This is a genomic window from Dyadobacter beijingensis DSM 21582 (assembly GCF_000382205.1).
Classification (GTDB): domain Bacteria; phylum Bacteroidota; class Bacteroidia; order Cytophagales; family Spirosomataceae; genus Dyadobacter; species Dyadobacter beijingensis.
This window is the reverse complement of the sequence record NZ_KB907788.1, coordinates 1,115,855-1,140,979: the sequence shown is the minus strand read 5'-3', so window position 1 is coordinate 1,140,979 and position 25,125 is coordinate 1,115,855. Positions and strand designations below refer to the sequence as shown.

The 25,125-nt window shown below is 53.9% G+C and carries 18 protein-coding genes; 12 read left to right on the top strand and 6 right to left on the bottom strand.

The annotated features are described in order from the left end of the window. Window positions 1-92: 92 nt before the first annotated feature. Window positions 93-1,721 (bottom strand): sulfatase, encoded by a 1,629-nt coding sequence (locus H144_RS0118255; RefSeq protein ID WP_019943542.1) that lies wholly within the window; start codon window positions 1,719-1,721, stop codon window positions 93-95. A 167-nt stretch (window positions 1,722-1,888) separates the two neighbouring features. Between H144_RS0118255 and H144_RS0118250 the strand changes: the two genes are divergently transcribed. The 3 genes from H144_RS0118250 to H144_RS0118240 all read left to right on the top strand — a co-directional run bounded on the left by H144_RS0118250 (window position 1,889) and on the right by H144_RS0118240 (window position 3,030). Beyond that, window positions 1,889-2,278, top strand: a complete 390-nt coding sequence (locus H144_RS0118250) for a hypothetical protein (RefSeq protein WP_026350796.1) — start codon at window positions 1,889-1,891, stop codon at window positions 2,276-2,278. Window positions 2,279-2,368: 90 nt separating this feature from the next. Further along, complete coding sequence (locus tag H144_RS0118245; RefSeq protein ID WP_019943540.1) at window positions 2,369-2,626, top strand: hypothetical protein; 258 nt, start codon at window positions 2,369-2,371, stop codon at window positions 2,624-2,626. After that, window positions 2,623-3,030 (top strand): PIN domain-containing protein, encoded by a 408-nt coding sequence (locus H144_RS0118240; protein WP_019943539.1) that lies wholly within the window; start codon window positions 2,623-2,625, stop codon window positions 3,028-3,030. Before H144_RS0118245 ends, H144_RS0118240 begins: the two co-directional genes overlap by 4 nt. A gap of 56 nt (window positions 3,031-3,086) precedes the next feature. On the opposite strand, the gene H144_RS0118235 is transcribed toward H144_RS0118240, so the two are convergent. Both H144_RS0118235 and H144_RS0118230 read right to left on the bottom strand, forming a co-directional pair. Continuing rightward, entirely contained in the window at window positions 3,087-3,887 is an 801-nt protein-coding gene (locus H144_RS0118235) for a DUF4397 domain-containing protein (protein ID WP_026350795.1), read from the bottom strand. A 7-nt stretch (window positions 3,888-3,894) separates the two neighbouring features. Further along, window positions 3,895-6,642, bottom strand: a complete 2,748-nt coding sequence (locus tag H144_RS0118230; protein WP_169409406.1) for a TonB-dependent receptor — start codon at window positions 6,640-6,642, stop codon at window positions 3,895-3,897. A 601-nt stretch (window positions 6,643-7,243) separates the two neighbouring features. On the opposite strand from H144_RS0118230, the gene H144_RS0118220 reads away from it, so the two are divergent. The 7 genes from H144_RS0118220 (at window position 7,244) to H144_RS0118190 (ending at window position 16,565) form a co-directional block, all read left to right on the top strand. Then, window positions 7,244-8,557, top strand: a complete 1,314-nt coding sequence (locus H144_RS0118220) for a peroxiredoxin family protein (RefSeq protein ID WP_019943535.1) — start codon at window positions 7,244-7,246, stop codon at window positions 8,555-8,557. A 189-nt stretch (window positions 8,558-8,746) separates the two neighbouring features. Then, window positions 8,747-9,202, top strand: a complete 456-nt coding sequence (locus H144_RS0118215; RefSeq protein ID WP_169409405.1) for a protein-disulfide reductase DsbD domain-containing protein — start codon at window positions 8,747-8,749, stop codon at window positions 9,200-9,202. Window positions 9,203-9,298: 96 nt separating this feature from the next. Beyond that, window positions 9,299-10,252, top strand: coding sequence for a cytochrome-c peroxidase (locus tag H144_RS0118210; RefSeq protein WP_019943533.1), 954 nt, complete (start codon window positions 9,299-9,301; stop codon window positions 10,250-10,252). A 121-nt stretch (window positions 10,253-10,373) separates the two neighbouring features. Next, complete coding sequence (locus tag H144_RS0118205) at window positions 10,374-10,988, top strand: TetR/AcrR family transcriptional regulator (RefSeq protein WP_019943532.1); 615 nt, start codon at window positions 10,374-10,376, stop codon at window positions 10,986-10,988. Window positions 10,989-11,039: 51 nt separating this feature from the next. Further along, on the top strand, window positions 11,040-12,407 hold the full coding sequence (locus H144_RS0118200; protein WP_229207930.1) for a TolC family protein: 1,368 nt from the start codon (window positions 11,040-11,042) through the stop codon (window positions 12,405-12,407). Between the two features lie 7 nt (window positions 12,408-12,414). Continuing rightward, window positions 12,415-13,458 (top strand): efflux RND transporter periplasmic adaptor subunit, encoded by a 1,044-nt coding sequence (locus tag H144_RS0118195; RefSeq protein WP_019943530.1) that lies wholly within the window; start codon window positions 12,415-12,417, stop codon window positions 13,456-13,458. 20 nt (window positions 13,459-13,478) lie between these two features. After that, window positions 13,479-16,565 carry an efflux RND transporter permease subunit gene (locus tag H144_RS0118190; protein ID WP_019943529.1) on the top strand — a complete coding sequence of 1,029 codons (3,087 nt, stop codon included), beginning with the start codon at window positions 13,479-13,481 and terminating at the stop codon, window positions 16,563-16,565. Between the two features lie 60 nt (window positions 16,566-16,625). Here H144_RS0118190 and H144_RS0118185 read toward each other — a convergent pair whose 3' ends face one another. From H144_RS0118185 to H144_RS0118175, 3 genes are all read right to left on the bottom strand, one after another. Next, complete coding sequence (locus H144_RS0118185) at window positions 16,626-16,988, bottom strand: hypothetical protein (RefSeq protein WP_157504820.1); 363 nt, start codon at window positions 16,986-16,988, stop codon at window positions 16,626-16,628. 181 nt (window positions 16,989-17,169) lie between these two features. Continuing rightward, the gene (locus H144_RS0118180) at window positions 17,170-17,943 is read right to left on the bottom strand and encodes a LytR/AlgR family response regulator transcription factor (RefSeq protein ID WP_019943527.1); all 774 of its coding nucleotides are present in this window, start codon (window positions 17,941-17,943) and stop codon (window positions 17,170-17,172) included. Window positions 17,944-18,607: 664 nt separating this feature from the next. Beyond that, window positions 18,608-19,798, bottom strand: coding sequence for a sensor histidine kinase (locus H144_RS0118175; protein WP_229207929.1), 1,191 nt, complete (start codon window positions 19,796-19,798; stop codon window positions 18,608-18,610). Window positions 19,799-20,418: 620 nt separating this feature from the next. Here H144_RS0118175 and H144_RS0118170 point away from each other — a divergent pair. Together H144_RS0118170 and H144_RS0118165 are read left to right on the top strand one after the other, a co-directional pair. Further along, entirely contained in the window at window positions 20,419-23,547 is a 3,129-nt protein-coding gene (locus H144_RS0118170) for a SusC/RagA family TonB-linked outer membrane protein (RefSeq protein ID WP_033402941.1), read from the top strand. 11 nt (window positions 23,548-23,558) lie between these two features. Continuing rightward, on the top strand, window positions 23,559-25,100 hold the full coding sequence (locus tag H144_RS0118165; RefSeq protein WP_019943524.1) for a SusD/RagB family nutrient-binding outer membrane lipoprotein: 1,542 nt from the start codon (window positions 23,559-23,561) through the stop codon (window positions 25,098-25,100). The last annotated feature ends 25 nt before the right edge of the window (window positions 25,101-25,125 follow it).

The window sequence follows — 25,125 nt, the reverse complement described above, 5'->3', positions numbered from 1 at the left end:
TTATATTTTAACGTACAATGCAAGTACATGTAATGTACACGTTGAGTAAAGCGAATACACCTCTTGGGGCTTCCCGGGAGGTGTTTTGTTTTTTAAAGGGCTAACTCGTCGGGAAAAGGTACCTTCTTTCCGCTCGCCTTAAATACCGGCCACTGCGCATCCCAGGTTTTGAGCTGGCGTGTGAGCAATGCGGCCAGTTCTTTCACCTTTGCCGGATTCTTCGCCGCTAAATCGTGTTCTTCCCCAATGTCCTGACGCAGATTGTACAGTTCCAATTTGGCCTGGCGGTAGTCGTAGACCAGTTTCCAGTCGCCCTGGCGGAATGCGCTCGCATAATGGATTTCGGGCCCCTCGGCGGGAATCCAGCGGTTGGGGTGATGCCATACCAATCCGCGGCGGTAGTCGCGGAGGGCGGGGTTTTTGAGGATAGGTAAAAAGGTCTTTCCATCGATCGGCTGCACGGTTTTCGCATTGCGAATGCCGGCCATGTCGAGAATAGTCGGGAAAAAGTCTTCTATGATCACATATTGCTCCGCTACCGAACCCGGCTTCACCACGCCCGGCCATCTGACGAGCATCGGTTCGCGGATACCGCCTTCGTAGACAGAACCTTTGCCGGCTTTCAGCGGGAGGTTGTGCGTCCAGGCGCGGCCGCCGCGTGCGGGCGAGAGGCTTAGTCCGCCATTGTCGGACATGAACATGACCACGGTATTACCGGCGATGTTCTTGTCGTCGAGGTAATTCAGCACGTCGCCGAGGCTCTTGTCCATGCCTTCCACCAATGCCGCGTACTTCGCTTCCGTGCTGTCGAGGCCGGTTTGGAGGTATTTATCCAGGAAACGCGGGTCGGCAGTAAGCGGCACATGCACGGCGTAGTGGGCCAGGTACAGGAAGAATGGCTTTTGCTCGTTCACCGGTTTTTCAATGGCTTTCAGCGCCTCGATCGTGATCGCGTCGCTCAGGAACGTATCGGTGCCGTGATAGGCTTCGAGGCCGGGTACGGCATTACGGTTCGGCTTGCCGTTGGCCGGGCTGTCGTAATGGGCCTTTCCTGAATAGCTGGCGGGGTGCCCGATGGAGCTACCGGCTATGTTCACATCGAAACCAATGTTCAGCGGCTCGGCGCCGGGCGTACCCGTCGACCCGAAATGCGCCTTGCCGCTGTGCACGGTGTAGTAGCCGTTCTGCTTCAACACCGCGGGTAACGCAGTGCCATGAAATGTGTGCGCCACGCCCGGCTCGGGGCTGAAACCGTTGATATTCCAGTCGACGGGCTGCAAAGTCGCGTCTTCGTAATCGGTGTTTTTGTCCTGATCGGGCGAGGTCCAGTGCGTCACGCGGTGGTGCGCCGCATTCACGCCGGTGATCAGGCTCACGCGGGTAGGCGTACATACGGGCGTGGCGTAGGCATTCGTGAACCTGACGCCCTCGCGCGCGAGACGTTCCATATTCGGCGTATGGTGGCGGCGGTTGAAGTCCGTCGGCTTGTCCCAGAACGGGACGGACGTATCCTGCCAGCCCATATCGTCGACGAGGAAGACGATGATATTCGGCTGCTTTTGGGAGGCGGATTGCGACAGGGCGGGGAAAGCGGCGAGCAACAGGGCAGTTACTAACGTATGCAGGAGCAGGCCGGCAAATCGGATATTCATGACGGGTGAAAGGTTCAGGTAGCTGGTAGTGAATGCGGCAAGATCGGTAAAATTGTTTTGCAAAACCATCTGTTTGAAGCGAAATCGAACTTTTTAGCATAAAGTTTTGTGGAACGAAAATTTTAAATTTACTTTGTCTATAAAACAAGTAGACTAATAATCCTGCATGAACCACCTGATGCTGGAACGGAATTTGTGGAGGAGAGAGCATCAACTCCTGTTAACTGGAAACCATCATGATATTAGAGCAAATTTTTCATTTGAGCGTAGGCCGTGAGGCCAAGATCGTGGTAAGAGGGCAGGTGGCCCGCAACCGCAGCGAAATGATCATCGATTACGAATTCCTGATCCGCGAAAAGCACGACACCGATTTCCGTGCGCCCATCGGTCCGAACCATCCGCAATACTGGAAGCTCAAAAAATCCACTGCTGAAAAATCGCAGCTCCTGCAACTCGAATACAGCGGCATCTCGCGCAAGCAGCTCAAAGAAGTGACCCGTGAATTCAAACGCCTCGTCGGCCCAGGCTACACGTTCCGTTACCAGAACGAAATTGAAGAGCGCACGAAATACCTGAAAGGCATCCGCGTCAGCGCGCTAAGTCGCCGGTTGTTGTCTGTGGCATAGCCTACGATAATTACTGTTGATCCGTAGGCGGCACCCGCTTGCCGATGCTTTCTGAAATTGTTATTTTAGTGAAAACAATTTCAGAAAGCTATGCAACACACTTTTCATTTGAAAGCGGGAAACCTGACACCCGCGTTCGTCGAACAACTCAGGGAAATTTTCGGAGATGGCGAATTGAAGATCGTTGTGGAATCCACCGAGCCCAACGGCGACACTGACGCATTCAATCATGTTTCGCGGCTGGAACGACATTATCGCAGCATGATGGAACTGCGCGAATTGTTCAAAGATGCCAGGATAGATCCTACTATCGACATTTCGAAGCTCGCAAATGAGGTGAATTTATGATTTATCTCGATACCGATGTTTTAGTTCATTTTCTGGTTCCACAAGACATTTCAAAATACCGGCTGGCGGAAAGGGTTTTCGAAAACGTAATTTCGTCTGGAAAACTCCGAGTGTCTTTTTTAGGCATGCAGGAGGCGGCCTTCGTTTTGAATCGATTGGGATTGGAGAGGGAGGATATCGAACTAATCCTGGCGAGCTTCCTGCCTTTTGAGCCATTGACCTACACGACGCCGGAAATGCAGAGAGCCATTTTACTTTGTAAAAACTTGGGTTTTCAACACATTAATGATTGCCTGCATACCGCGATTGCAGAGCGCCACTGTAATGAATTATACACATTCAACAAGTCCGAATTCAAAAAAATCGCACAGCATTCGAAACTGAAAGTGACCGTTTTGGAGTAGAACTACAAGCCGCACCGCCAATCGGCAGCGCGGCTTTGTACTTGTCCAATCACCATTTACTTTACAGGATGCTCGATTATGCTCGTGGCGAAGGCCGGGGTGGCGTTCGGCAGGCCGTTCGTGAAGACGGTGTAGATTTTGCCGGCTTCGACCCGGATGGTGGCGCTGCCGGCTTTGCGGCTCGTGGCGGCGTCGAGATAGTCGAGGTTGTAGGTACCGGCGTCGATCGTTTCGAACGGGCCCAGCGACCAGGCGCTGAGCGCTTCGCCGGATAATGCCGAGTTCGCCGCGCGACCGTATGCGACCTGGTTAAAGAGCGTTTTGCCGTTTTGCAACACATTCAGCGTACCGGCACCGGGCGAGAGGTTGATGAACCGCAGCTTCGCCTTCCCCGATGCCGGGGCTTTGAGGTCGTCGTAAAAAAGGATCAGCGAATCGGCCTTGTTGTTGGCCGTCCGCGCGGCTACTACGGTGTGGTAATAGCTCGCGATGGGACCATTCGGGCGGCCGGTAGCCGTGAATGTGGCCGAGTTGCCGAACTGGTAGGAAGCTTTGTAGCTCGTATTGCTGCCCTCGGTGAAATTGATCTGCACGTTGCCGAATACGGTAGGAACATACTCCGAAGCCTTGTTGATCGCTACCGGCGAGGGCGTGACCTTATCGGTGAATGTCCAGAAATAGAGGCCGGCATCGATAGGTCTGGCATTAATAAAGCTGATGTAAGCGCTCAATGGCGGCCGGTTGGCAGCGTCTACGTCGAGGTAGCCGGTGTCTTCGCAGCCGGTGAGCAGCAGCGCGGCCGGAAGCATGCCGGTTAATAGCCGTGCGGCGCAGGTTATGTGTCTGAATGTCTTCATGTTCCAATTAAAGTTTTGCGGTGAAACGGATAAATGGCTGGATGCCCGCGCTGCCGTTCTGGATACCGATAACCGACGGGTTGTTCAGCGCGGAGAGTTTAGGATCGGAATAGTCGCCGAGTTCGTTGAAGAGGTTATTGACGCCTAATGTCGCCTGGATCGATTTCGATACCGAATAAGCTACCGACACGTCCGCCACCCAGATCGGGTTGAGTTTTTGGTAGAAGTAATCCGGTTTCGGGAAAGTCGCATTCAACGCCGAGGCATTGGTCACTGAACCGAAATACACGGCACGGGCCAGGTATGTGAGGCGGTTTTTCTTGAAAATCCCCTGCAAGGTGATCTTCTGCCCGGGAATTTGCGAGGTAACCCTTGCCTTTTCGCCGTCGTTGAAAATAATGTAGCGGTAAGCTTCCAGCCCTTTCGGCGTATTCACCTGTGTTACCTCGTTTTTAACAAAATTGGCTCCCAAAAGCAGGCTCAATGTCCCATTACGGAACGGCGTGCGGTAGCTTCCCGTGATTTCCAGGCCCTTCGTGCGGGTACTGAACGAGTTATAGAAAAACTTGGCCTGGGTGGTGCCCGTTTGCACAAACAATGTCCGCACCTCTGCCGGCAGGTTCACGTCCGTGGCCGAGAAATTGCCGGTATTGCCAACACGGTTTTTGATATCGACGAGGTATGCATCGGCCGTGAGCTCGAAATTGCGGAACGGCTGGGAGGTGAAGCCGGCGGTATACCCTTTCGATTTTTCCGGCGTGAGCGTAGGAATGCCCAGTGCGCGGGTGGCTGCGCTCTGGTTGGAGGCCGTCACCTGATCAATGGCGCGGCCCTGTTGAAAGCTGGTAGATGTTTCGGTGTAGTAGTATTGGGCCAGGTCGGGTGCGCGGAAACCGGTATTGTGCGAGGCGCGGATGCCCAGCCAGTCGGTAATGCTGTATTTGCTGGCGATTTTGTAGGTGGTCACGTTGCTGAGCTGCGAGAAGCTTTCGAGGCGCAATGCGCCGGATAACAGCCATTTGCCGGTAATGTTGGCCTCCAAGTCGGCATAGCCTGCGAGGATCGACCGGTTCACGCTTACTTCGTTTTCAGGACGGAAGCCGGCGTGGATCTGCGAGCCGGGCGAGAGTCCGTTCAGGCCGATGGAGCCTTCCTTGACCTGGTAAATAATGCCGGCAGCCGTCGTGTCGAGACCGTAAACCGTGCGCAAGTCGGCTTTGGAATAGGACGCTTCCTCGCCCGCGATGATCTGGTAAGTTTCCACGCGGTACTGCGCGCCGAATGCGACGTTGATGCCTTTTAATGCTTTGGGAAAATAGCGACTGATATCGATGCTGCCTGTATTCTGGCTCGCATTATAGCTGCCCGCGTCGAAGGTCGTGGGCGATTTGAGGCCCAGGCTTGCATTGAGCGAATTGGTGATCACATTCCCGAAATCGTTTTTGCCATACACATTCGAAATATCGACGTCCCAGTCGCGGACCTTGCCTTTGATACCCACTGCGAAGGATTTATCGGTGATGATATTCTCCATCGCGGGCAAAAAACCGTCGGGGTAGAGGAATGCGTTGTTGCGCTCGGTCCAGCCGGGCAGGCGGTACACGGCCGTGAACTGCGAGTTGCGGTGGCTGATCCCCCCGAATGCATACAGCTCGGCATTTTCGCGGATGGGTACGGCGGCATTGAAGAATAGCAACGCGTCTTTGGCCTTGTTGGAACCCCCGCCGCGCCGGTCGAAATAATGACGATCGATGCCGCGCGAAGCGAGAATGGCCTCGTCGATTTCTTTCGTATAGATAGCATCGTAACCCCGCGTGTTAGCCCCGCCGCCGTAGACCGGACCGAGGTAGAGGCCGGCATCGTCCTTACCGGGGAGCAGCGAGATTACCTGTGTCGCAAACTCGGCCGTCGTATTAAGGTAGCCCCCGCTTTTGCCGAGTACAAAGCCATAATTGGCATTGGTACGGGTAGTGGTGCCGTCACCGCGGCGGCGGGTGCTGGCCGTGGAGCTCAATGTGAGCGCGTCGACGCTCTTGTTGAGCACGATATTGATCACGCCGGCGATCGCGTCCGAACCGTATTGTGCCGCCGCGCCGTCGCGGAGGATTTCCACGCGTTCGATCGCTGCGGTAGGGATCGAGTTGAGATCGTAGCCGGTAGCGCCGTTACCGAGGCCGCCCCAGTTGATATTGGAGCTTTTGTGGCGGCGTTTGCCGTTTACGAGTACCAGCAGCTGGTCTACGCCCAGGCCGCGCAGCTGCGAGAGGTTCAATGCGGAGCCTGCGTCGCCGGCATTGGTGCCGTTCACGGAGTGGAAAGAAGGCGATACATATTGCAGGAGCTGCGTAATACTCACCTGCGGGGCCGATTCCAGTAAAGGTTTAAGGTCGATAATGTCGACGGGCACCGGGGAGTCGATCTTCGTTCGGTTGGCATTGCGGGAGCCTACCACCTGCACTTCGCCGAGCGTGTGCGTGCTTGCGGCGAGCGTCACGTTGTATTCATCGGCGGCGGTAATGGGCAATTCCTTCGGCACGAACCCGATAAAGGAAAAAACGAGCGTTTCTCCTTTCACGAGCGGCAATGTGAAGCGGCCGTCGGTGTCGGTAATGGTGCCCTGGCGCGTGTTCCTGATGGCCACATTCACGCCCGGAAGCGGCGCGCCGTCGTCTGCCCGCACTACACCGGTCAGCGTGCGCTGCTGGGCGAAGAGGGGAGTGGATATTAAAAGTATAAAAAGTAATAAATGTTTCATAAGTATCATTTGGATTCGTAGACTTGAAACGGAAGGGAAAACCCGATCCGGCGATGGCGAAATGGAGGCTTGCCTGCGGCCAGTATGCCGGCGAACCGGATCCTGAGAACCGAAGTTTGCCGCGCCGGCGGAGAGCCTGCAATCCCGCCGGCAGCCATTCCGCACACCGTCGGATCTGCTTTATTATATTAAATCTATGTATTTTATAGACTAATACGAATGGCACAAAGGTAAGACGGCGTAATCCGCATTTTCAACATTTGCAAAGACCTAATCGGACACGGTGCCACCAGCCTGGCCAGGCGCATTTAATGTACACGCGTAGGAGTTTGGTGGTATGAAAAACGAGTTTATTCTACTTAGTCTACGAAAATTATAGATAATTCAAATCCGGGTTTTATATTTGCTGCATCATTTAACGGACGGTCGCCATAACCACTACCGGCCAACCGCTGATCCGGGCCAATCCTGCAAAATGCTTCGGGTCGTGAAAGAGTACTTACGGTTAAATTCCGGGAGAGCGGCTGTCATGCACCGCCGTCGGACGTCACCGGCAAGCATCGAATTTCATTTTTTCCAAAACCTAAAAATTTCCAGTTGTATGAAAATCAACAACCAGATGAAAGCCGTGGCATTGGCAGGGGCCACATTGTTCGGTCATGCAGCATTTGCGGGCGACGGTCCGGATGCCAAAGCACCGAAGCAGGGCGTTTGGCGCGGCGAGTTCGTGATCAGCGAAACACACATTCCCTTCAACTTTGAATATAATGCCAAAGACAAGGACCACCCGGTGCTGACGCTGCTCAACGGCTCCCGCCGCGATGATTTCAAAGTGACGAAAGTGGGCTCCGACTCGATTTTCGTGAAAATGAATACCTACGACGCCGCGCTGGTGGCCAAAGTGGAGTCCGACGGCAGGATCACCGGCGAATACCGCAGCCTGGTACCGGGTTTTCGCGGCAATGCGCTGCCGTTCTCGGCCGAATACGGCAAGAATTACCGCTTCGTAGAGAAGGGTAAGGAGCAGCCGACCAAGCATAATCTTTCCGGTAAATGGGACTTACAGGTGTTCAGCAAGGCCAAAATGCCTGATAATGTGGCGTTACTCAAACAGGAAGGCAACAAGCTCACGGGCGTCGTGATGTCCACGGTAGGGGATAGCCGCGAGCTCGAAGGCGTGGTTCAGGGCGACGAGTTCGTGCTCTCGCATTTCTCCGGCCCAAACCCGCGCGTATATAAAGGTAAGATCAACGAGGACGGCAGCATTACCGGCGTGATCAGCTCGGGTATCTATGATAATACCAAATTCGAAGGCTCGAAAAACGACAAGGCCGAGCTGCCCGATCCCTATCAGCTGACCTACCTGAAAGAAGGCTACAAAAAGCTGGATTTCACGCTGCCCGATCTCGACGGCAAGCAGGTTTCGCTCAGCGACGATAAATACAAGGGCAAAGTGGTGATCGTGGAGATCATCGGCACCTGGTGCCCGAACTGTACCGACCAGACGTCGTTCCTCGCACCCTGGTACCGCGACAACAAGAAGCGCGGCGTGGAGGCGATCGCCATTGGTTTCGAGCAGAAAGACGACCTCGAATATGCCAAATACACGCTGGGAACGCTGAAAAAGAAGTATGGCATTGAATATGATATCCTCTTTGGCGGTATCGCCGATAAAAAAGTGGCTTCCGACAAGCTGCCGGCGCTCAACCGCATGATGGCCTTCCCGACGACCATCCTCATCGACCGCAAGGGCGAAGTACGCCAGATCCACACGGGTTACACGGGCGAGATTACCGGTCAGTATTTCAAGGATTACGTCGCGAAATGGAACAAAGACCTCGACGAACTCATTTCGGAGCCGGTTCCTGCGGGGGTTAGTTCGGTGTCGGTTGGCACGGCCAAGAGCTCCAAATAAAATTGCATCGGGTTTTCCTCACGCCAACCGCCCGGGAATTAATGGCGTACAAAGACACAAAAATACTTGGACTAAATCGTGGGTTCAACAAACTAGGTACGTGGTGATTTGAGACAACTGCAAGGCCGCCGCCAAGGTGTCATGTGCTTTGCAGTTGTTTGTTATTTCAACTTTCAAAAATACTACCCAATGATTTTCAGGATATTACTAATGCTCCTGTGCACCGCGGGTGCGGTTTGCGCGCAGGACCTCAAAGACATTTCACACTGGAAAATTAACCTGTCTAAAACTGGTCCAAAGGCGGGCGAAGAGGTGGAAGTCGTTTTTTCGGCGGAAATCGATCAGAACTGGAAGCTGTATTCGTCTGATTTCAAGGGTGATATTGGTCCCCTTCCTACCGAATTCGTGTTCAACCCAGGCAATAACTATGAACTGGTGGGGAATATCGAGCCTGTGAACCCGCTCAAAGCCGTGGACCCGACCTGGGACAAAGCTTATACCTATTTCGTGGACAAGGCCGAGTTTCGGCAAAAGATCCGCCTCACGAAGGCGAACGCGAAAGTGACGGGGACGATTAAAGGCTTGCTCTGTTCGAACGTGGACGGCCTCTGCGTGCCATTCAAAGAGGCTTTCGAGGTGCATTGAACTGCATGGATGTGCTTTAATCAAAACAGTACAAATGATTGATTGACAACGCATGCTATTTGTTAGAATGCATTGGTTTATAATTCCGGATAACGCATGAATTTTACTAAATGGCTGGCGGCTGCCGTTTGCGGCGTGTCCCTGGCATTCGTATCGCTGCAAAGAAATGGTGCTTCGGTAGAGGTCAATACGAAAGAACAACTGGGCGAAAGGCTGTTTTCGGACCCGATCCTCTCGCGCGGGCGGGCGATCAGCTGCGCGTCCTGCCATATTCCGGCATTCGCATTCGCGGATACGGCGGCATTCAGCATCGGCGACAAGGGCACACGGCTCACCCGTAATTCCCCCGCTTTGACGAACCTTTCGGGACGCCCGGAGTTTTTCTGGGACGGTCGCGCCGGCTCGCTGGAAGAGCAGGTGCTAGGCCCGCTGGCTGCGCACGACGAAATGGATTTGCCGGTAGACCAGGCCGTCGAGCGACTCAAAAAGGATGATTTTTACAGCGCTGCATTTCAAAAGATATTTAAAACCGGGGTCAACAACAAAAATCTGCTCACCGCCATCGCAGCTTTCGAGCGTACGTTGGAAACGACGGATACACCCTACGATCGTTACCTCGACGGCGATGAAAAGGCCATGTCCGCCGAAGCCGTGCGCGGGCGCATGCTCTTCATCGGCAAGGCCGGCTGCGCAACCTGCCATTCCGGCGAAGATTTCACGGCCGATCGCTTCAAAAGCATCGGTTTATATAATGGTAAGGAACTGAACGATCCCGGGCGGTTCAAAATCACGAAAGACAGCGCCCATATCGGACTTTTCAAGGTCCCTGGCCTGCGCAATGTAGCCGTTACGGCTCCGTACATGCATAATGCGATGTTCAAAACGCTGCGCGAAGTGGTGCAGTACTATAATACCCCCGACAAATTCGTCAGCAATCCCATCAACCGCGACTTGTCGCTCGGCAGCTCACTCAATCTGTCCGACGGGGAGGTCGATGACATCGTCGCGTTCCTCGAAGCGCTTACCGACGATCGTTTTCGCAAAAAATAACGGATCCCTCGCAGAATGCCGCCCGTTCATGGGTAGAAATCCGCCTTTCTTACTTTATTTTGCTAAACAACTTGCATTTACTAAACAGTGTTTATTATATTCACATTGTAATTACAAAAGCATGGCAATTAAGGAAAGAAAAGAGCGGGAAAAGCAGGAGATGAGGAACCTGATCATCGAATCGGCGACCGCGATGTTTTTGAAGCAGGGTTACGATAAGACGTCTATCCGTAACATTGCCGACGACATCGAGTATAGCCCCGCTACGATCTATCTGTATTTCAAGGATAAAGACGAGATTTTTTACGTGATCCACGAAAATGCGTTCGACATCCTGGATAAGCTTTTGCGGCAGCACGAAGCGATCGCCGATCCTTTGGAAAGGCTGGATGCCATCGGCAGGACTTACATTAAATTCGGGCTCGAAAATCCGGATTATTATGACCTGATGTTCATCATGCGTGCCCCGATGGAGCAGATCAAAAACGAGGAAAAGTGGAAGGCGGGCGAATGTGCTTTCGGCTATTTACTCACGACGCTGTCGGACTGCCTCGCACAGGACAAGATCCGCCAGAACGACTTACACGTGACGGCGATCCAGGTATGGTCGTTCGTGCACGGGCTCGTATCGCTCTATGTACGCGAGCGCATGTGCATTCTCATGTTGGAGGATGATGCTACCCGCGAAGTTTTGTACAGCTCCTTCACGCTTTTTATGCAGAATTTGAAAACCTAAAAAAATTTACCCCTTTACTAAACACTGTTTACTAAATAAACATCACTAATCATGAAGCGAGTCACCACACCATTGCTCCGGCATTGGCAGTACTTTCTTGTGCCTTTGCTGACGCTGTTCTTCCCTGCGATGGGTCAGGACGCACGCCTGCAAAGCTATATCGAGGACGGCCTGCGCAACAACCAGGGACTGAAACAGCAGCGGTTTATATTGGAACGCAACCTTTTCGCGCTCAAAGAAGCACGCACGTTTTTTTACCCCGAGGTCAATTTCAGCACGTCTTATCTCGATTCGCGCGGCGGCCGGAAAATCAGCATTCCCATCGGCGATTTGCTGAACCCCGTGTATAGTTCTCTGAATGAGCTCACGAATTCTTCGGCATTCCCGAAGGTGGATAATGTGAGCCAGACCTTCAATCCGAGGAATTATTACGATGCCAAATTCAGGACTTCACTACCGCTGTACAATGCGGAAATCACCTACAATACGAAGATCCGGAAGGAACAGATCCATTTGCAACAGGCGGAGATCGACGTGTACAGGAGAGAGTTAGTGAAGGAAATCAAGGTCGCGTACTTTGCCTGTCAGCAGTCGGACGAGGCGGTGCGTATTCTCGAAAGCGCTGTTTCGCTGGCCAGGGAAAACCTGCGGTTCAACCAGGCGTTGGTGAAGAACGACAAGGCCATCCGCACGGTGATCAGCCGCTCGGAAAATGAGCTGATCGGTCTCGAAGCCCGGTTAGGTAATGCACGGAACGACGCTGTGAATGCGAAGGCGTACTTCAACTTTTTGCTGAACAAACCCCTGGATAATGCATTGGAAATCGCGCAGGCCAGCGAGTTGGTGAGCTTTACCGACAGTGCGGCTGAGGGCAGGAGGGAAGAGCTGCTGAAACTCGAATCGCTATCGAAAATCAATGCATTATCGGGCCAGCTGGCACGCGCAGGGGCATTACCGAAGCTCTCGACGTTCATCGATCTCGGCTCGCAGGGCGATTTTGTGAATTTCAATAAAGACACGCGCTACTACTTGTTCGGCGTCACGCTCGACTGGCGCGTATTTGCCAACAACCGTACGCAATACAAAGTGAAACAGGCCGAAATGGAGCAGAAAGCGACAGGTGAGCAGATCAGCCAGGTGGAGCAGCAATTGCAATTGCAGAATAAAACGGCTGCCAACACGTTGCAGTCGGCCATCCAGACTTACCAGGCGGCGAAGAGCCAGACGACGCTATCCCAACAATATTACTCCGATCAGCAGAAACTGTACCGCGAGGGCCAGTCGCTGTACATTGAACTGCTCGACGCCCAGAACCGCCTGATCGCCGACCAGTTGCAGCAAAGTATTTCCTATCTCAACGTTCAGACCCGGTCCGCAGAGCTGGAACGGGCCCGGGCGAGTTATCTATTCTCAAACTGACAATGACATGAAAGCTACGACACATCCTATTATATACGCATACATTCTCGCGGCCGGGCTATTTGCGTCGGCGTGCAAGGAAGAAAAGAAGGCGGAACAGACCGACGACACCATTCCGGTAAAGATCATCAGCTCGGCGGCGTTGACGCAATCGCAGGCGGTGGAGACTTCCGGCCTGCTCGGGTCGGAGAACGAAGCGCGGCTGTCTTTCAAAACCGGGGGCATTATCCGCGACGTGCTCGTGAAGGAAGGCGACCAGGTGCGTAAAGGCCAGCTGCTGGCGACGCTGAATACGACGGAAATAGGCGCGCAAATGGCCCAGGCCGAAGAAAACTTCCTGAAAGCCCAGCGCGACGCCCGCCGGGTACAGAACCTCTACCGCGACAGCGTAGCCACCAAAGAGCAGCTCGAAAACACGCAGAGTGCATTGGTACTGGCTGAAAAACAGCTGGATATCGTGAAATTCAATTTGTCACAAAGCAAGATATACTCGACGGCCGACGGCGTGGTAATGCAGAAATTGCAGAATGCCGGCGAGCAGGTACAAGGCGGCACGCCGGTATTGCACATCAGCAGCACGAGCAGCGCCGACTGGGTCGTGAAATGCGGCCTGACCGACAAGGATTGGGCCAGGTTAAAGGGAGGAGAAAAGGCGGAAATCACTTTCGACGCTTATCCGCAGACATTTACAGGCAGTGTGAAAACCCTCGCACAGGTGAGCGATCCCGTCTCGGGCTTGTACCAGGCAGAAATCCGGCTCGACAAACCGGCTGCGAAGCTGGCCAGCGGCCTGTTCGCGAAAGCGAGTATTTATCCCAAACAGCAAACCAGCATGGTATCCATTCCCGTGGACGCGTTGATCGAAGGCGAAAACGACAGTGCATTCGTGTTTGTGGCAGACGGCAACCGTGCGCAGAAGAAGCGCGTGAAAGTAGCGTTCCTGGAAGGCGACAAGGCATTTATCCTCGCCGGCATCGACGCCGGTGCGCGCGTGATACGTGAGGGATCGGCATACCTGGCTGAGGGATCGGCGATTAAAGTAGTTCAGTAACCATTTCAACCGCAAAGACCATGAAATTACCTGAATTTGCCGTGAAAAATTACCAGTTCACCCTGGTTGTATTCCTGGGCGTGCTGGCATTGGGGCTGTACTCGCTTTTCACCATGCCCCGCAGCGAAGACCCCGACATTCACCCGCCGCAATTTACGGTGGTAGTGGTGTACCCCGGCGCCAATCCGAAGGATATGGAACAGCTCGTGGTGGACCCGATGGAGAAGAAGCTCAACGAGCTCGACGACATGAAGCATGTCATCACCGATATCCGCGACGGCCTCGCCGTGATCCAGGTCATGTACAAATACAGCTCCGATCCAGACGATAAATACCAGGAAGTGGTGCGCGAGATCAATGCGCTGCGTGCGCAGCTCCCGGCCGACGTCGCCGATATCCGCATTAACAAGCAGATCCCCTCGGACGTAAGCATTTACCAGTATGCGCTCATCAGCGAGAATGCTTCCTATGCGCAATTGAAGAAGTATTCCAAAGACTTCAAGGAGCGGCTGGAAAAGATCAAGACTTTGAAAAAAGTGGAGTACTCGGGCATTCCCGAGCCGCAGGTAAAAGTGAACCTGAACCTGCAAAAAATCGCGCAGCAGCGGCTCACGCAGGACCAGGTTGTGGGTGCATTGCAGAGCGAGGGTGTGAATATTCCCGGCGGGAGCATTAGCATGGCTACTAAAAAGCTGAATATCAAAACCAGCGGCAGCTACCGTACGCTCGATGAAGTGGCCAACACGGTAGTTTCCCGCGCCAATGGCAAGATCGTGTACATGAAGGACGTGGCCGATGTGAAAATGGGCTACGAGGACGAAACGCACATCACCCGGCTGAACGGTTTCCGGTGCAGCTTCGTGAATGTGAGCCAGAAAGAAGGCGAGAACATTATCGCCGTGCAGGGTCAGGTGGAGCCCGTAGTAGCGGCGTTTAACAAGGAACTTCCTTCGAATATCGAGCTCGTGAAAGTGTTCGACCAGGCGAAGAGCGTCGACGTGCGCCTCTCGCATTTCGCGCGCGACTTTGGCATTGCTATCCTGCTGGTACTGCTCACTTTGCTGCCGCTCGGCACACGTGCTTCCATTGTGGTGATGATCTCCATCCCGCTGTCGCTGGCGATCGGGCTTACGCTGATGAATTTGTTTGGGTACAATATCAACCAGCTGAGCATTGTAGGCATGATCGTGGCGCTGGGTATCCTCGTGGACGACAGCATTGTGGTCGTGGAGAACATCGAGCGCTATTTGCGCATGGGTTATGGGCGGGTGCAGGCGGCCATTCAGGCATCGTCGCAGATCGGGCTCGCGGTCGTAGGTTGTACGATCCTGCTGATATTCGCGTTCCTTCCGCTGGTGTTCCTGCCCGAAGGCGCGGGGGATTTTATTCGCAGCCTTCCTATGTCGGTAATCACGACGGTGTTCGCTTCGATGCTCGTTTCGCTGACGGTGGTACCGTTCCTGTCCAGCGTCATTTTGAAACCACATGCGGAGGAAGGCGGCAACTGGCTGCTCCGGGCCATGCAGAAGGGCATTCATAAAACCTACGGCAGCGTGCTCGACAGGGCGTTGCATTGGCCGAAAACGACATTGCTCATCGCCGGGCTCATTTTTGCAGGCTCGCTGGCATTGGTACCGCTTATTGGCAATAGCCTTTTCCCAAAATCGGAGAAACCCATGTTCCTGATCGATATTGAGACGCCGCAGGGGACTAATTTGAAGAAAACCAACGAAATAGCCCGCTATGTGGAAAGCGTTTTGAAAAAAGAACCATTGATTACGTCCTTCGCGACGAATGTGGGCAAGGGCAATCCGCGGGTCTATTATAATGTAATCCAACGCAACGAGAGCGAGAATTTTGCGGAGATATTCGTACAGGTGGAAGGGCTTGAAACCGAAGGGAAAGTAGCGGTGATCGAAAAGCTTCGGAAAAAGCTGGAACGTTATCCGGGTGCGGAGATTAAGGTAAAAGACTTCGAGCAAGGGCCGCTCATCGAAGCGCCGCTGGCCTACCGCATTTACGGAGAGGACCTCGACGACCTGCGCAAAACCGCATTCCGCGTCGCCGATTTGCTGAGCAAAACGGAAGGTACCATATATGTCAACAATCCGCTGCTCGTGCAGCCGACCGATCTACGCATCAACATCAACAAGCAAAAAGCAGGAACGCTGGGCATTTCCTCGGCCGACATCGATCGTACGGTGCGGCTGGGGGCAGCGGGCCTCAATGTGGCGACGTTCCGGGAAGATGTGGGCAAGGCCGACAGCTATGACATTAATGTATCCGTGCCGCGCAATGCCGCTATTCAGGATTACAGCGTGTTTGATAAACTGTACGTGACCTCGGCGTCGGGTGCGAGCATCCCGCTGAAAAGCATCGCGACCATTGAAATGGAAAGTTCGCCGAACCAGATCCGCCATTATGACAAGGACCGCTACGTGACCGTGTCCGCATTCGTGAAGCAGGGTTATAATGTGCAGAAAATGAATGACGACATTACATTGAAGCTGAACAAGTTCCCATTTGAAAAGGGCCAGCATTTCACGGTGGCGGGCGAGAAGGAAAGCCAGCAGGAGAGCTTCGGCGGCCTCGGCATGATTATCCTGATTACCGTATTCGGCTTCCTGGGCGTATTGATCCTCGAATTCAAGACTTTCAAAAGCATCCTGATCGTGCTCTCGGTAATTCCGCTGGGCATCGTGGGAGGTCTGGCGATGCTGTTCCTGACGGGCGAAACACTTTCCTTCACCGCGACAATCGGCTTCATCGCCCTTGTGGGGATCGAAGTGAAGAACTCCCTGCTCGTCGTGGACTTCACAAACCAGCTGCGCGAGCAGGGTAAAAGTATCGAAGAAGCGATCATCGAAGCCGGCGAGATCCGTTTCGTACCGATCCTGCTTACCTCCATGACGGCGATCGGCGGGCTGCTGCCGCTCGTGATCGAGTACAGCGCGCTGTATTCGCCGCTCGCGCTGGTACTGATCGGCGGGCTGATCAGCTCAACCTTACTCTCCCGATTGGTAACGCCGGTCATGTACAAATTGCTGCCACCGGCGGTGGAACCGCAAAAGGCAGCGGCTGTGGCTGAGCTGGAACCGGCGTATTGAAACGCGGAGCAGTAACAAAAAAAGGGTTGCCGGTATCGAAGCGGGCAACCCTTTTTTGTATCAGAGATTTGCGATGACCGGCTTTCCGGTAATGTGCCGGGCAACTTTGCTGAGCGACTTTCCAAGGCCCTGCGGCAGCTCCTGGTCGAGGTCGTTGTAGGCGAGGTCCGTGTTTTCAACGATGAGCTTATGTGCGAGTTCGTCGTAGCTCCATTTCTCCGTCGTGGCTTTTTGCGCCGCGGGCGATGCCGTCGTGCATGCGTCTGCGAGCGGTTGGGCGGGGTGCGTGTTACCCGTGAAAATTTTCCAGAGAATGAGCGAAGCGACGATCGCGCCTATCAGAAGGCCCCGCCGCTGCTGCGCTCCTCTGGGCTGTTGGAGCAGCGCGATGACCGCTGAGGTAAGGATGGTAGAAGGTTTCATAAACATGGCTAATGGATTGATGGTGCTCATTGAATGGCCGGTATGGCCTTTCCGCCGGGACGGAGGTTATAATTGCTGACAAAATTGTGTCCTAAATCGTTGAAACGCGCACTAAAAATCTCTGACCTGATCATTTCGTGATGTAAACCGTGCATTTCAAAAGGTGAACCGTAACGGCGGCTCAACCCATTTTACTGAGAAACGCCTTGATATTGTCGCGGTATCCGCGGGTCCATTTCACCTTTTCGCCGGTCGAGAGGTGGATGATGTACTCGCCGTTGAAATACGTTTCCAGCTCCGAAATGAAGTTCATATTCACGATGTTCGATCGTCCGACCCGGATCATTACCTGCGGATCGAGGCGGCTTTCGAGGCTGCCGAGGCTTTCATAAATGGTGTAGGTTTTCCGCTGTGCCGTATACACCGATATATAATTGCCGTCTGCCGAAAAATGCGTAATGTCTCCCGTTTTGACCAGGTACATCTTGCCGGCTTCCTTTACGAGCAGCCGTTGCAGGTAGTTTTCTTCCTTCTCCTTCTGCTCGCGCAGGAGGTTGTTGACCAGTTCCTCGATCCGTGGCTGCGATTTCTGGCTCAGCCGCTCTTTGAGCCTCCCCAGCGACTGGTGAAAGCGGATCTCGTCGAACGGTTTCAGCAGGTAATCGATCGCATTCACCTCGAACGCGCGCAATGCATATTGGTCAAACGCCGTCGTAAACACGACGAACGGCTGGTGATGCGGCCATACCTCACGCAGCACCTCGAACCCGTCCAGCTCGGGCATCTGAATGTCGAGGAAAATCACGTCCGGGCGCGTCTGCAATATCTTCACGACGGCTTCGGAACCATTGGCGGCCTCGTCGGTAATCTCAATAGAATGGTCGTGCTGTACAAATGTCCTGATTACGTCCCTGGCCAGCACCTCATCATCGATGATCAGGCAGCGGTGTTTCATGTTTTATCGGGGTTATTTTGGGTTAATGTTTTTTGTTGTTGGTTGCCGACGGGTGACCGCCGATTGCCGACCGCCGACCGCTGACCGCTGACCGCCGATTGCCGCCGACTGACCGCCGATGGCCGACTGCCGATTGCCGCCGACTGACCGCTGACTGCCGGTTGCCGCCGACTGACCGCTGACCGCCGATTGCCGACGGCTGACCGCCGATGGCCGACCGCTGACGGCTGGTGGTTTTTGTTCCTGACTGCCGATAGCCGACCGTTGGTTAAATTTAGTGGCCAAGCGAAAATTAAGCTCATATACGCCAGCCTCCGGGCGGCGTCACTTTTACAGGCGACATGCTATTTTAGGCCCTTAGGGCCGCTCTGTTTATAGCAATAATACCGCATTACTAGCATTCTACCCCGGAGGGGTGTCCTGTTTATAGGTAACCAACCGTTCCATTGACACCTTCGCCCCGGCGGGGCCATATTTTCATCCGGATCTGCCCCAAATCACCTCTCACCAGCCTAGGATTAGCCATCACCATTATCCATCACCAGTCGTCTATCAGCCATCGGCGGTCGGCCGTCCGCGGTCAGCCGTCAGCCGTCAGCCGTCAGCCGTCCACGGTCAGTCGTCGGCGGTCAGGCGTCAGCCGTCCACGGTCAGCCTTCAGCGGTCAGCCGTCGGCGGTCACCCTCCCCCCGTCGCCCCCCGCCATCGGCCGGCCGTCGAAAAAGAGCGTCACCGATGTCCCGCCGCCCGGCGGCTGATCGAATTGCAGCCGGGCTTGATCGCCATAGGCTTGTTGCAGCCGCAGCGAAGTGTTTTTCAATCCAAGGCCAAGGCCGTTGGACGGTTTGCGCTGTGCGGCACCGATCCCGTTGTCGTAAATGTTTACCTGCATGCCCGCCGCGCTCACGGTGCTCGTAATGCGGATGAGCGCGTTCGTGGTCATATCGGAAATGCCGTGGGTAATCGAGTTTTCGACGATCGGTTGAAGGATCAGCTGCGGCACCGGGTAGAGCTCCGAGGCCGGGTCGATATGGTATTCCACTTGCAGACGGTCCTGAAAGCGGATCTGCTGAATGTCGAGGTACTGCCGGGTGAGTTTGAGCTCCTCCTGCAGGGGAATGAAATCCGCCGACTGGTTCGCCAGCACCGCCCGCAGCAGGTCGCTCAGGGTGGTGATCATTAAGGTAGCTTTTCGGATATCGTTTTTGATCATCAGGCTGATCACGCTATGGAGGGAATTAAAGAGGAAATGCGGGTTCAGCTGCATTTTCAGCGATTGCAGCTGCGCATTGGCCAGCTGCCCGCGGAGTTGTTCGTTATGCAGCTCGGTTTCGAAATGCTGCTGTTTCAGCTCCTGGTACTGGTAAATGTAGGATACCTTATTGAAACCCACCACGAGCAGCAGGTACTGGCCTACGCTGGCAGTATATGCAATGAAAAACGAGAAGAGGTAACTTTCCAGCGGTACGGATTTGCCCACCGCACTGTACATGAGCGGGTTGGTAATGAAGTAATGCAATGTATTAATGAAAATATTGCAAAGCGTGATGATCACCAGGTGGATCAAGAGCGGCCGGATGATGGACGAGGTTTCCCGCACCTTGAATGCGATCGGCACTTTGATGGATGCCCAGAGCACGAGCGGGCTCGTCGACCACCAGAACAGGCCGTCGAGCAGCCAGATAAACATTTCGTGAGGCCGCATGACCACACCCTCCTTCAAAAGCCACAGCATCATAAGCTGACCAAAAGTTATTACCGCAAAAATGCTCCAATAGCAGAAGGAGTACCACCAGAACTGCCCGACGGTCAGGGGCAGCCGGGATTGTTCCAGCATGCGTTTCAAAAAGGTCATAGATAGGATGGACTGTTGGGAATCAGCAGGGTGATCGTCAGACAAATTTAAGGTTTCTTACCAGGCGTGTAACCCGCATTTACGTAAAGCGCGCGATTGATTATCCGAACGACGGAATTACGGTGCAATGCGTTGATAAGAAAGGCAAAATAGGCCAATGTGTTTATTTTTAGAAAAAATGTAAAAATAATTGATTTTAAATTTTGTTGTTTAATCGATTAAATCTACATTTGGACACAATATTTCCCTGAAAGAATAATTTCTCTTGTCCCGAAGACAGTACGTCGAGCGGATTTCTAAGTACCCGATACCCATCACGGAAACCTGACTAATTGATTTTCACCCAGTATATCGGTTCGGTAAATGCTTAATCGTTTAAACACATAATTCCGGATTAACGAAACCACCTCCCGCGTTTAAAAGCGCAGAAAGGCTGCTCTTCGATGAAAAGAGGGCAGCTGTGAGGCGTCTGTTTGTTTACGTATATATTTGATCGTTCGGTCTGAATACCGGGCGAAGCACCTTGTTTTTACCTTTTTGTTTCTGGCCCTCGTGTCCGTAAGCGATTACGGTTTTCGTGCATGTTTCGCATAACGCTATTCACCCTGACCCAATTAATGATGAAGAAATGTTTTACGATAATCGCGCTGCTGCTGTATTGCAGCGCGGTTTTTGCCCAAAACAGCCGGATTTCGGGCACCGTTACCGGAGATAACAAGGAGCCGCTGCCCGGCGTAAACGTGCTCGTGAGCGGCACCTCGCAAGGCACCGTCACCGACTCCGACGGTAAATACGCCCTCGACGCGCCGGCTAATGCGAGCCTCGTTTTCTCGTTTATAGGCTATGTGAGCCAGACCATCCGTATCGGATCCCGCTCGGTGATCGACGTCGAATTGATCCAGGAATCCAAAAACCTGAGCGAGGTGGTCGTCACTGCGCTCGGTATCAAACGCGAGGCCAAAACCCTCGGCTATGCCACCGCTACTGTCAATGCGGATCAGATTTCTACCAACCGTACGCCCAACGTAGTCAGCTCGTTACAGGGAAAAATGGCTGGGGTGAACATCAGCTCGCTATCCACTGGTCCGGGCGGAACGGCCAAGATCCGCATTCGCGGGCAATCGTCGTTCAGCGGGCAGAATAACCCGCTCATTGTCGTCAACGGCGTGCCGATCGACAACTCCAACTTCGCCGGCGGAGGCGATTACGGGTCCAGGGCGGCAAATAGTTCCGATGGGGGCGATGGTCTTTCCAGCATTAACCCGGACGATATCGAATCGATGACTGTACTGAAAGGCGCCACGGCGGCAGCATTGTATGGCTCCCGCGCGAAGGACGGCGTGGTGATGATCACGACCAAAACGCGCGGTACCGGCAGGGGGATAGGGCTGGATTACAATATCAATTTCACCACCGATACCCCGCTGGATTTCACGGATTTCCAATACGAATACGGCCAGGGCGAAGGCGGGAAACGCCCCACGACGGCCAATCCGACCTCCGGCGTGTGGAGCTTCGGTGAGAAGTTCGAGCCGGGTATGACGCAGACTTTGTTTGACAACGAAACCTGGCCTTACCAGCCCGTACGCGGTCGCGTGAAGCAGTTTTACCGCACCGGAACGAACATGACCAACACCGTTACCGTGTCCAACAACGGCCCGAACGGTGGATTCAGCCTGTCGCTGGCCAATACCGATAACCGCGGGATCGTCGAAAACAACAAGTTTAACCGCAAAGTGGTCAACATCGGATTTACGCAGAATATCTCGAAGCGCCTGACCGCATTCGGGAATGTCAACTATTCCAAAGAGAAGAATGTCAACCCGCCGCAGATCGACACCCAGGATTTTGCCACTTCCACGGTGATCTTCACATTGGCCAACTCCATGCCGTTTGATGCGCTGCGGCAAAACCAGACCCTGCCCAATGGCGACGAATTCGTTTTCTCGCGCTTCCTCGTGCGCAACAACCCGTATTACTCACTCAGCCATCACTTCGAGAATATCACCCGCGACCGGCTATTCGGCAACGTGGCCGTCAAGTACCAGTTCACCGACTGGCTGTACCTGCAACTCCGCGCCGCGCAGGATTTTTATGTCCGTAACCAGGACTATAACATACCCAACGGCTATGCGCCCATTGCGAAAGCACCGGTTGGCTATGTAAACGGTTCCTTCACCCAGGACGTCCGCCGCAACACCGAGCGCAACCTCGATTTCATCCTCGGCGGTAATCACACGTTCGGGAACATCGGTCTGGACGTGACATTGGGTGGTAACCAGCGCTACGCGCGGATGGATTACAACAGCGTCACCGTGCAGGATTTCATTCAACCGAACCTGTACACCGTCATGAATGGCCGGGTCAAAAACCCGCTTTACCAGCTCTCCGAGAAGAAAATCAACTCGCTGTACGGCGCCGCCACTATTTCCTGGAAAGAGTTTCTCTACCTGAACGTAACGGCCCGGAACGACTGGTTCTCAACGCTCGCGCCGCAGAACCGCAGCATACTTTATCCATCGGTAACAGGTAGCTTCATCTTCTCGCAAGCCTTCCCGAACCTCCCTTCGTGGATCACGTTCGGTAAGCTGCGCGCCGCCTACGCGCAGGTGGGTTCCGACAATGTGAACCCGTATTCGAATGCATTGTATTATGCGGTGGACAACAACTCGTTCCCGAACCCGTCGGGCCAGCTCGTACCGGTAGGCGGGATCAATGCCTCGGTGGTACCGAACAAAAACCTGCGCCCGCTCCGCATCAAGGAGGCCGAGGCAGGATTGGAAATGAAGCTGTTCAACAACCTGCTCGGATTTGATTTGACGTACTACCACAAAACGACTGACGACCAGATTCTTGCGGCACAGATTTCCGACGCGTCATCTTACACGGCACAGCTTATTAATGTCGGCCGGAGTATGAACAAAGGTATCGAGCTCCTGCTCACGGGCTCGCCGGTGAAGACGAAGGATTTTACCTGGGATGTGAGTTTCAACGTTTCCTACAACACTTCCAAAGTGCTGAAACTCGGTCTGGCTGAGAAAGATACGGTCATCACGGTCGGCGGCGGAGGCGGCCGGACGCTGAACATGGTGGTAGGCAAGCCGCTCGGGCAGCTCTATACCTTCACATACCTGCGCGACGCCCAGGGCCGGCAGGTGTTTGATAAGAACAGTGGTATGCCATTGAGAAACAATACATTGGTGAATGTCGGCAATGCGTTGCCCAAATATTTTGGCGGGATCACCAACACATTCAGTTACAAGGGCATAATGCTTTCGGCGCTGGTGGACTTCAAGCTGGGACATAAAATGATCGCCGGGCGAAACATCAACTACCTGCGTCACGGCCTCTCTAAACGGACGCTGCCGGGCCGTGCGGAAGGCTACGTAATCGGTAACGGCGTGAACCCGGATGGCGAAGTGAACCAGACCAAAGCGGCCGTGCAGCCATTCTACGAATCGATCAACCCGCTGGGTGTCAATGAAGATTTCGTGTCGAATGCAGGTTTCTGGAAACTGCGGCAGCTCACATTGGGATACGACCTGGGCCGGTTCCTGCCCGAGAAGTTTTTCGTGAAGGGCCTGCGGATCAACGCCGTGGCGAACAATGTGCTGGTCATCAAGAAATGGACCGAGAATATGGACCCGGAAGAAGTGCTGAACTCATCGGATAACGCGACCGGCCTCGATTTCTGGCCCGGCCTGCCGCCGACCCGCAGCATTGGTTTCAACCTCAATGTCAAATTCTAACCGTCGTAACCATGAAAGTAACATCCAAATATATCCTCGCGCTGTTCCTTTCGCTGACGCTCATGACGTCGTGCGACGAAGGATTCGACGAGATCAATATCAACAAGGTCGACCCGACCTCCCTGGCGCCGTCGCTCATTTTGAACAAGGCCATTATCGCCACCACCTATCTCGACGGTGTTTCCACACTGGGTATGCTTTGTTACAACTTCGGCATTGTACAGCAGGTGATTACGCCCTACGGAAGCTCGCTGTCGGGCGGGAATTACAACCAGCTCAACAATGCGAACTCGCCCTTGGTATGGGTCAATTTCTACCGGAATGTGATCAAGCAGCTGGCCGCCGTGGTGGACCAGACGAAAGCCGATCCGCTCCAATCGAACATTTACCATGCCGCACGCATCTGGCGGGCCTATGCATTCATGATCCTGACCGATACCTACGGCGACGTGCCGTATTTCGAAGCAGGGCAGGGTTACATCAATGAGATCATCCGCCCGAAATACGACGCCCAGGAAGCCATCTACAAGGATATCCTGAAAGAATTGGAGGAGGCTTCGGCCGCCCTGGACCCTGCGCAGGCGGCCGTTACGACCGATATTTTGTACGGTGGTAATGTGGCACGCTGGAAAAAGCTCGGATATTCGCTCATGCTGCGCGCCGGAATGCGGCTGAGCAAAGTGGATCCGGCGCTCGCAAAAACGTACGTGACCAAAGCCGTAGCCGGCGGTCTGTTCGAAAGCAATGCGGATAACTCGACCATCCGGCATACGTCATTATATAACAACTTCATTGCCAATCACCTGGCTGCCCGGGAGAAGACCAATTTCTACCTCGCCGCGCCATTTGTGAACTATCTCAAAGAAAACAACGACCCCCGCCTGCCTGTGTTCGCGGTTCGGTATGTAGGCGCGAAAGGCGGGCCTGAACAAACCAGCGCGCGCGCCTCATCCGATCCGAAAGTGCAGATCGGCATGCCGATGGGCTACAACGACGTGACGATCAATAGTGTACTGGCCGCCAACGGCGTGGTAAGCCTCTGGGACTTTACGCAGATCAACCTGAGCACAGTACTGAAACTCGACGCGCCCGAATTCCACATTACCTACGCACAGGTGCAGCTCCTGCTCGCGGAAGCGGCCGTAAGAGGCTGGGTATCAGGTACGGCAGCCGATTACTACGCCAAAGGTATCCGCGGCAACCTGGAACAAATGGCCCTCTACGATCCCGCCGCGACCATCAGGGAAGACGCCATTCAAGCCTATCTGAAAGCCCACCCGCTCGATAATGCGAAAGCATTGGAACAGATCAATACCCAGTACTGGGTGGCGACATTCCTCGATGGCAACGAGTCGTGGGCGAATTTCCGGCGCAGCGGCTTCCCCGCATTGAAGAAGAACCCATATCCTGGCTCGGAGATCAAGGAGGATTTCATCCGCCGAATGCCTTATCCCGACAGCGAGATCGTCGTGAATTTGCAGAATGTGAACGACGCCAATGCGCGGCAAGGGCCTAACGACCTCAATACCAGAATGTGGTGGGACAAAAAATGATAGCAACGATTCTTAAACCTTTAAC

What these genes read in the sequence shown, in the direction of transcription:
- H144_RS0118255 (WP_019943542.1), bottom strand. Translation starts at nt 1,721, where the DNA reads ATGGTTTTGCAAAACAATTTTACCGATCTTGCCGCATTCACTACCAGC.
- H144_RS0118250 (WP_026350796.1), top strand. Translation starts at nt 1,889, where the DNA reads ATGATATTAGAGCAAATTTTTCATTTGAGCGTAGGCCGTGAGGCCAAG.
- H144_RS0118245 (WP_019943540.1), top strand. Translation starts at nt 2,369, where the DNA reads ATGCAACACACTTTTCATTTGAAAGCGGGAAACCTGACACCCGCGTTC.
- H144_RS0118240 (WP_019943539.1), top strand. Translation starts at nt 2,623, where the DNA reads ATGATTTATCTCGATACCGATGTTTTAGTTCATTTTCTGGTTCCACAA.
- H144_RS0118235 (WP_026350795.1), bottom strand. Translation starts at nt 3,887, where the DNA reads ATGAAGACATTCAGACACATAACCTGCGCCGCACGGCTATTAACCGGC.
- H144_RS0118230 (WP_169409406.1), bottom strand. Translation starts at nt 6,642, where the DNA reads ATGAAACATTTATTACTTTTTATACTTTTAATATCCACTCCCCTCTTC.
- H144_RS0118220 (WP_019943535.1), top strand. Translation starts at nt 7,244, where the DNA reads ATGAAAATCAACAACCAGATGAAAGCCGTGGCATTGGCAGGGGCCACA.
- H144_RS0118215 (WP_169409405.1), top strand. Translation starts at nt 8,747, where the DNA reads ATGATTTTCAGGATATTACTAATGCTCCTGTGCACCGCGGGTGCGGTT.
- H144_RS0118210 (WP_019943533.1), top strand. Translation starts at nt 9,299, where the DNA reads ATGAATTTTACTAAATGGCTGGCGGCTGCCGTTTGCGGCGTGTCCCTG.
- H144_RS0118205 (WP_019943532.1), top strand. Translation starts at nt 10,374, where the DNA reads ATGGCAATTAAGGAAAGAAAAGAGCGGGAAAAGCAGGAGATGAGGAAC.
- H144_RS0118200 (WP_229207930.1), top strand. Translation starts at nt 11,040, where the DNA reads ATGAAGCGAGTCACCACACCATTGCTCCGGCATTGGCAGTACTTTCTT.
- H144_RS0118195 (WP_019943530.1), top strand. Translation starts at nt 12,415, where the DNA reads ATGAAAGCTACGACACATCCTATTATATACGCATACATTCTCGCGGCC.
- H144_RS0118190 (WP_019943529.1), top strand. Translation starts at nt 13,479, where the DNA reads ATGAAATTACCTGAATTTGCCGTGAAAAATTACCAGTTCACCCTGGTT.
- H144_RS0118185 (WP_157504820.1), bottom strand. Translation starts at nt 16,988, where the DNA reads ATGAAACCTTCTACCATCCTTACCTCAGCGGTCATCGCGCTGCTCCAA.
- H144_RS0118180 (WP_019943527.1), bottom strand. Translation starts at nt 17,943, where the DNA reads ATGAAACACCGCTGCCTGATCATCGATGATGAGGTGCTGGCCAGGGAC.
- H144_RS0118175 (WP_229207929.1), bottom strand. Translation starts at nt 19,798, where the DNA reads ATGACCTTTTTGAAACGCATGCTGGAACAATCCCGGCTGCCCCTGACC.
- H144_RS0118170 (WP_033402941.1), top strand. Translation starts at nt 20,419, where the DNA reads ATGAAGAAATGTTTTACGATAATCGCGCTGCTGCTGTATTGCAGCGCG.
- H144_RS0118165 (WP_019943524.1), top strand. Translation starts at nt 23,559, where the DNA reads ATGAAAGTAACATCCAAATATATCCTCGCGCTGTTCCTTTCGCTGACG.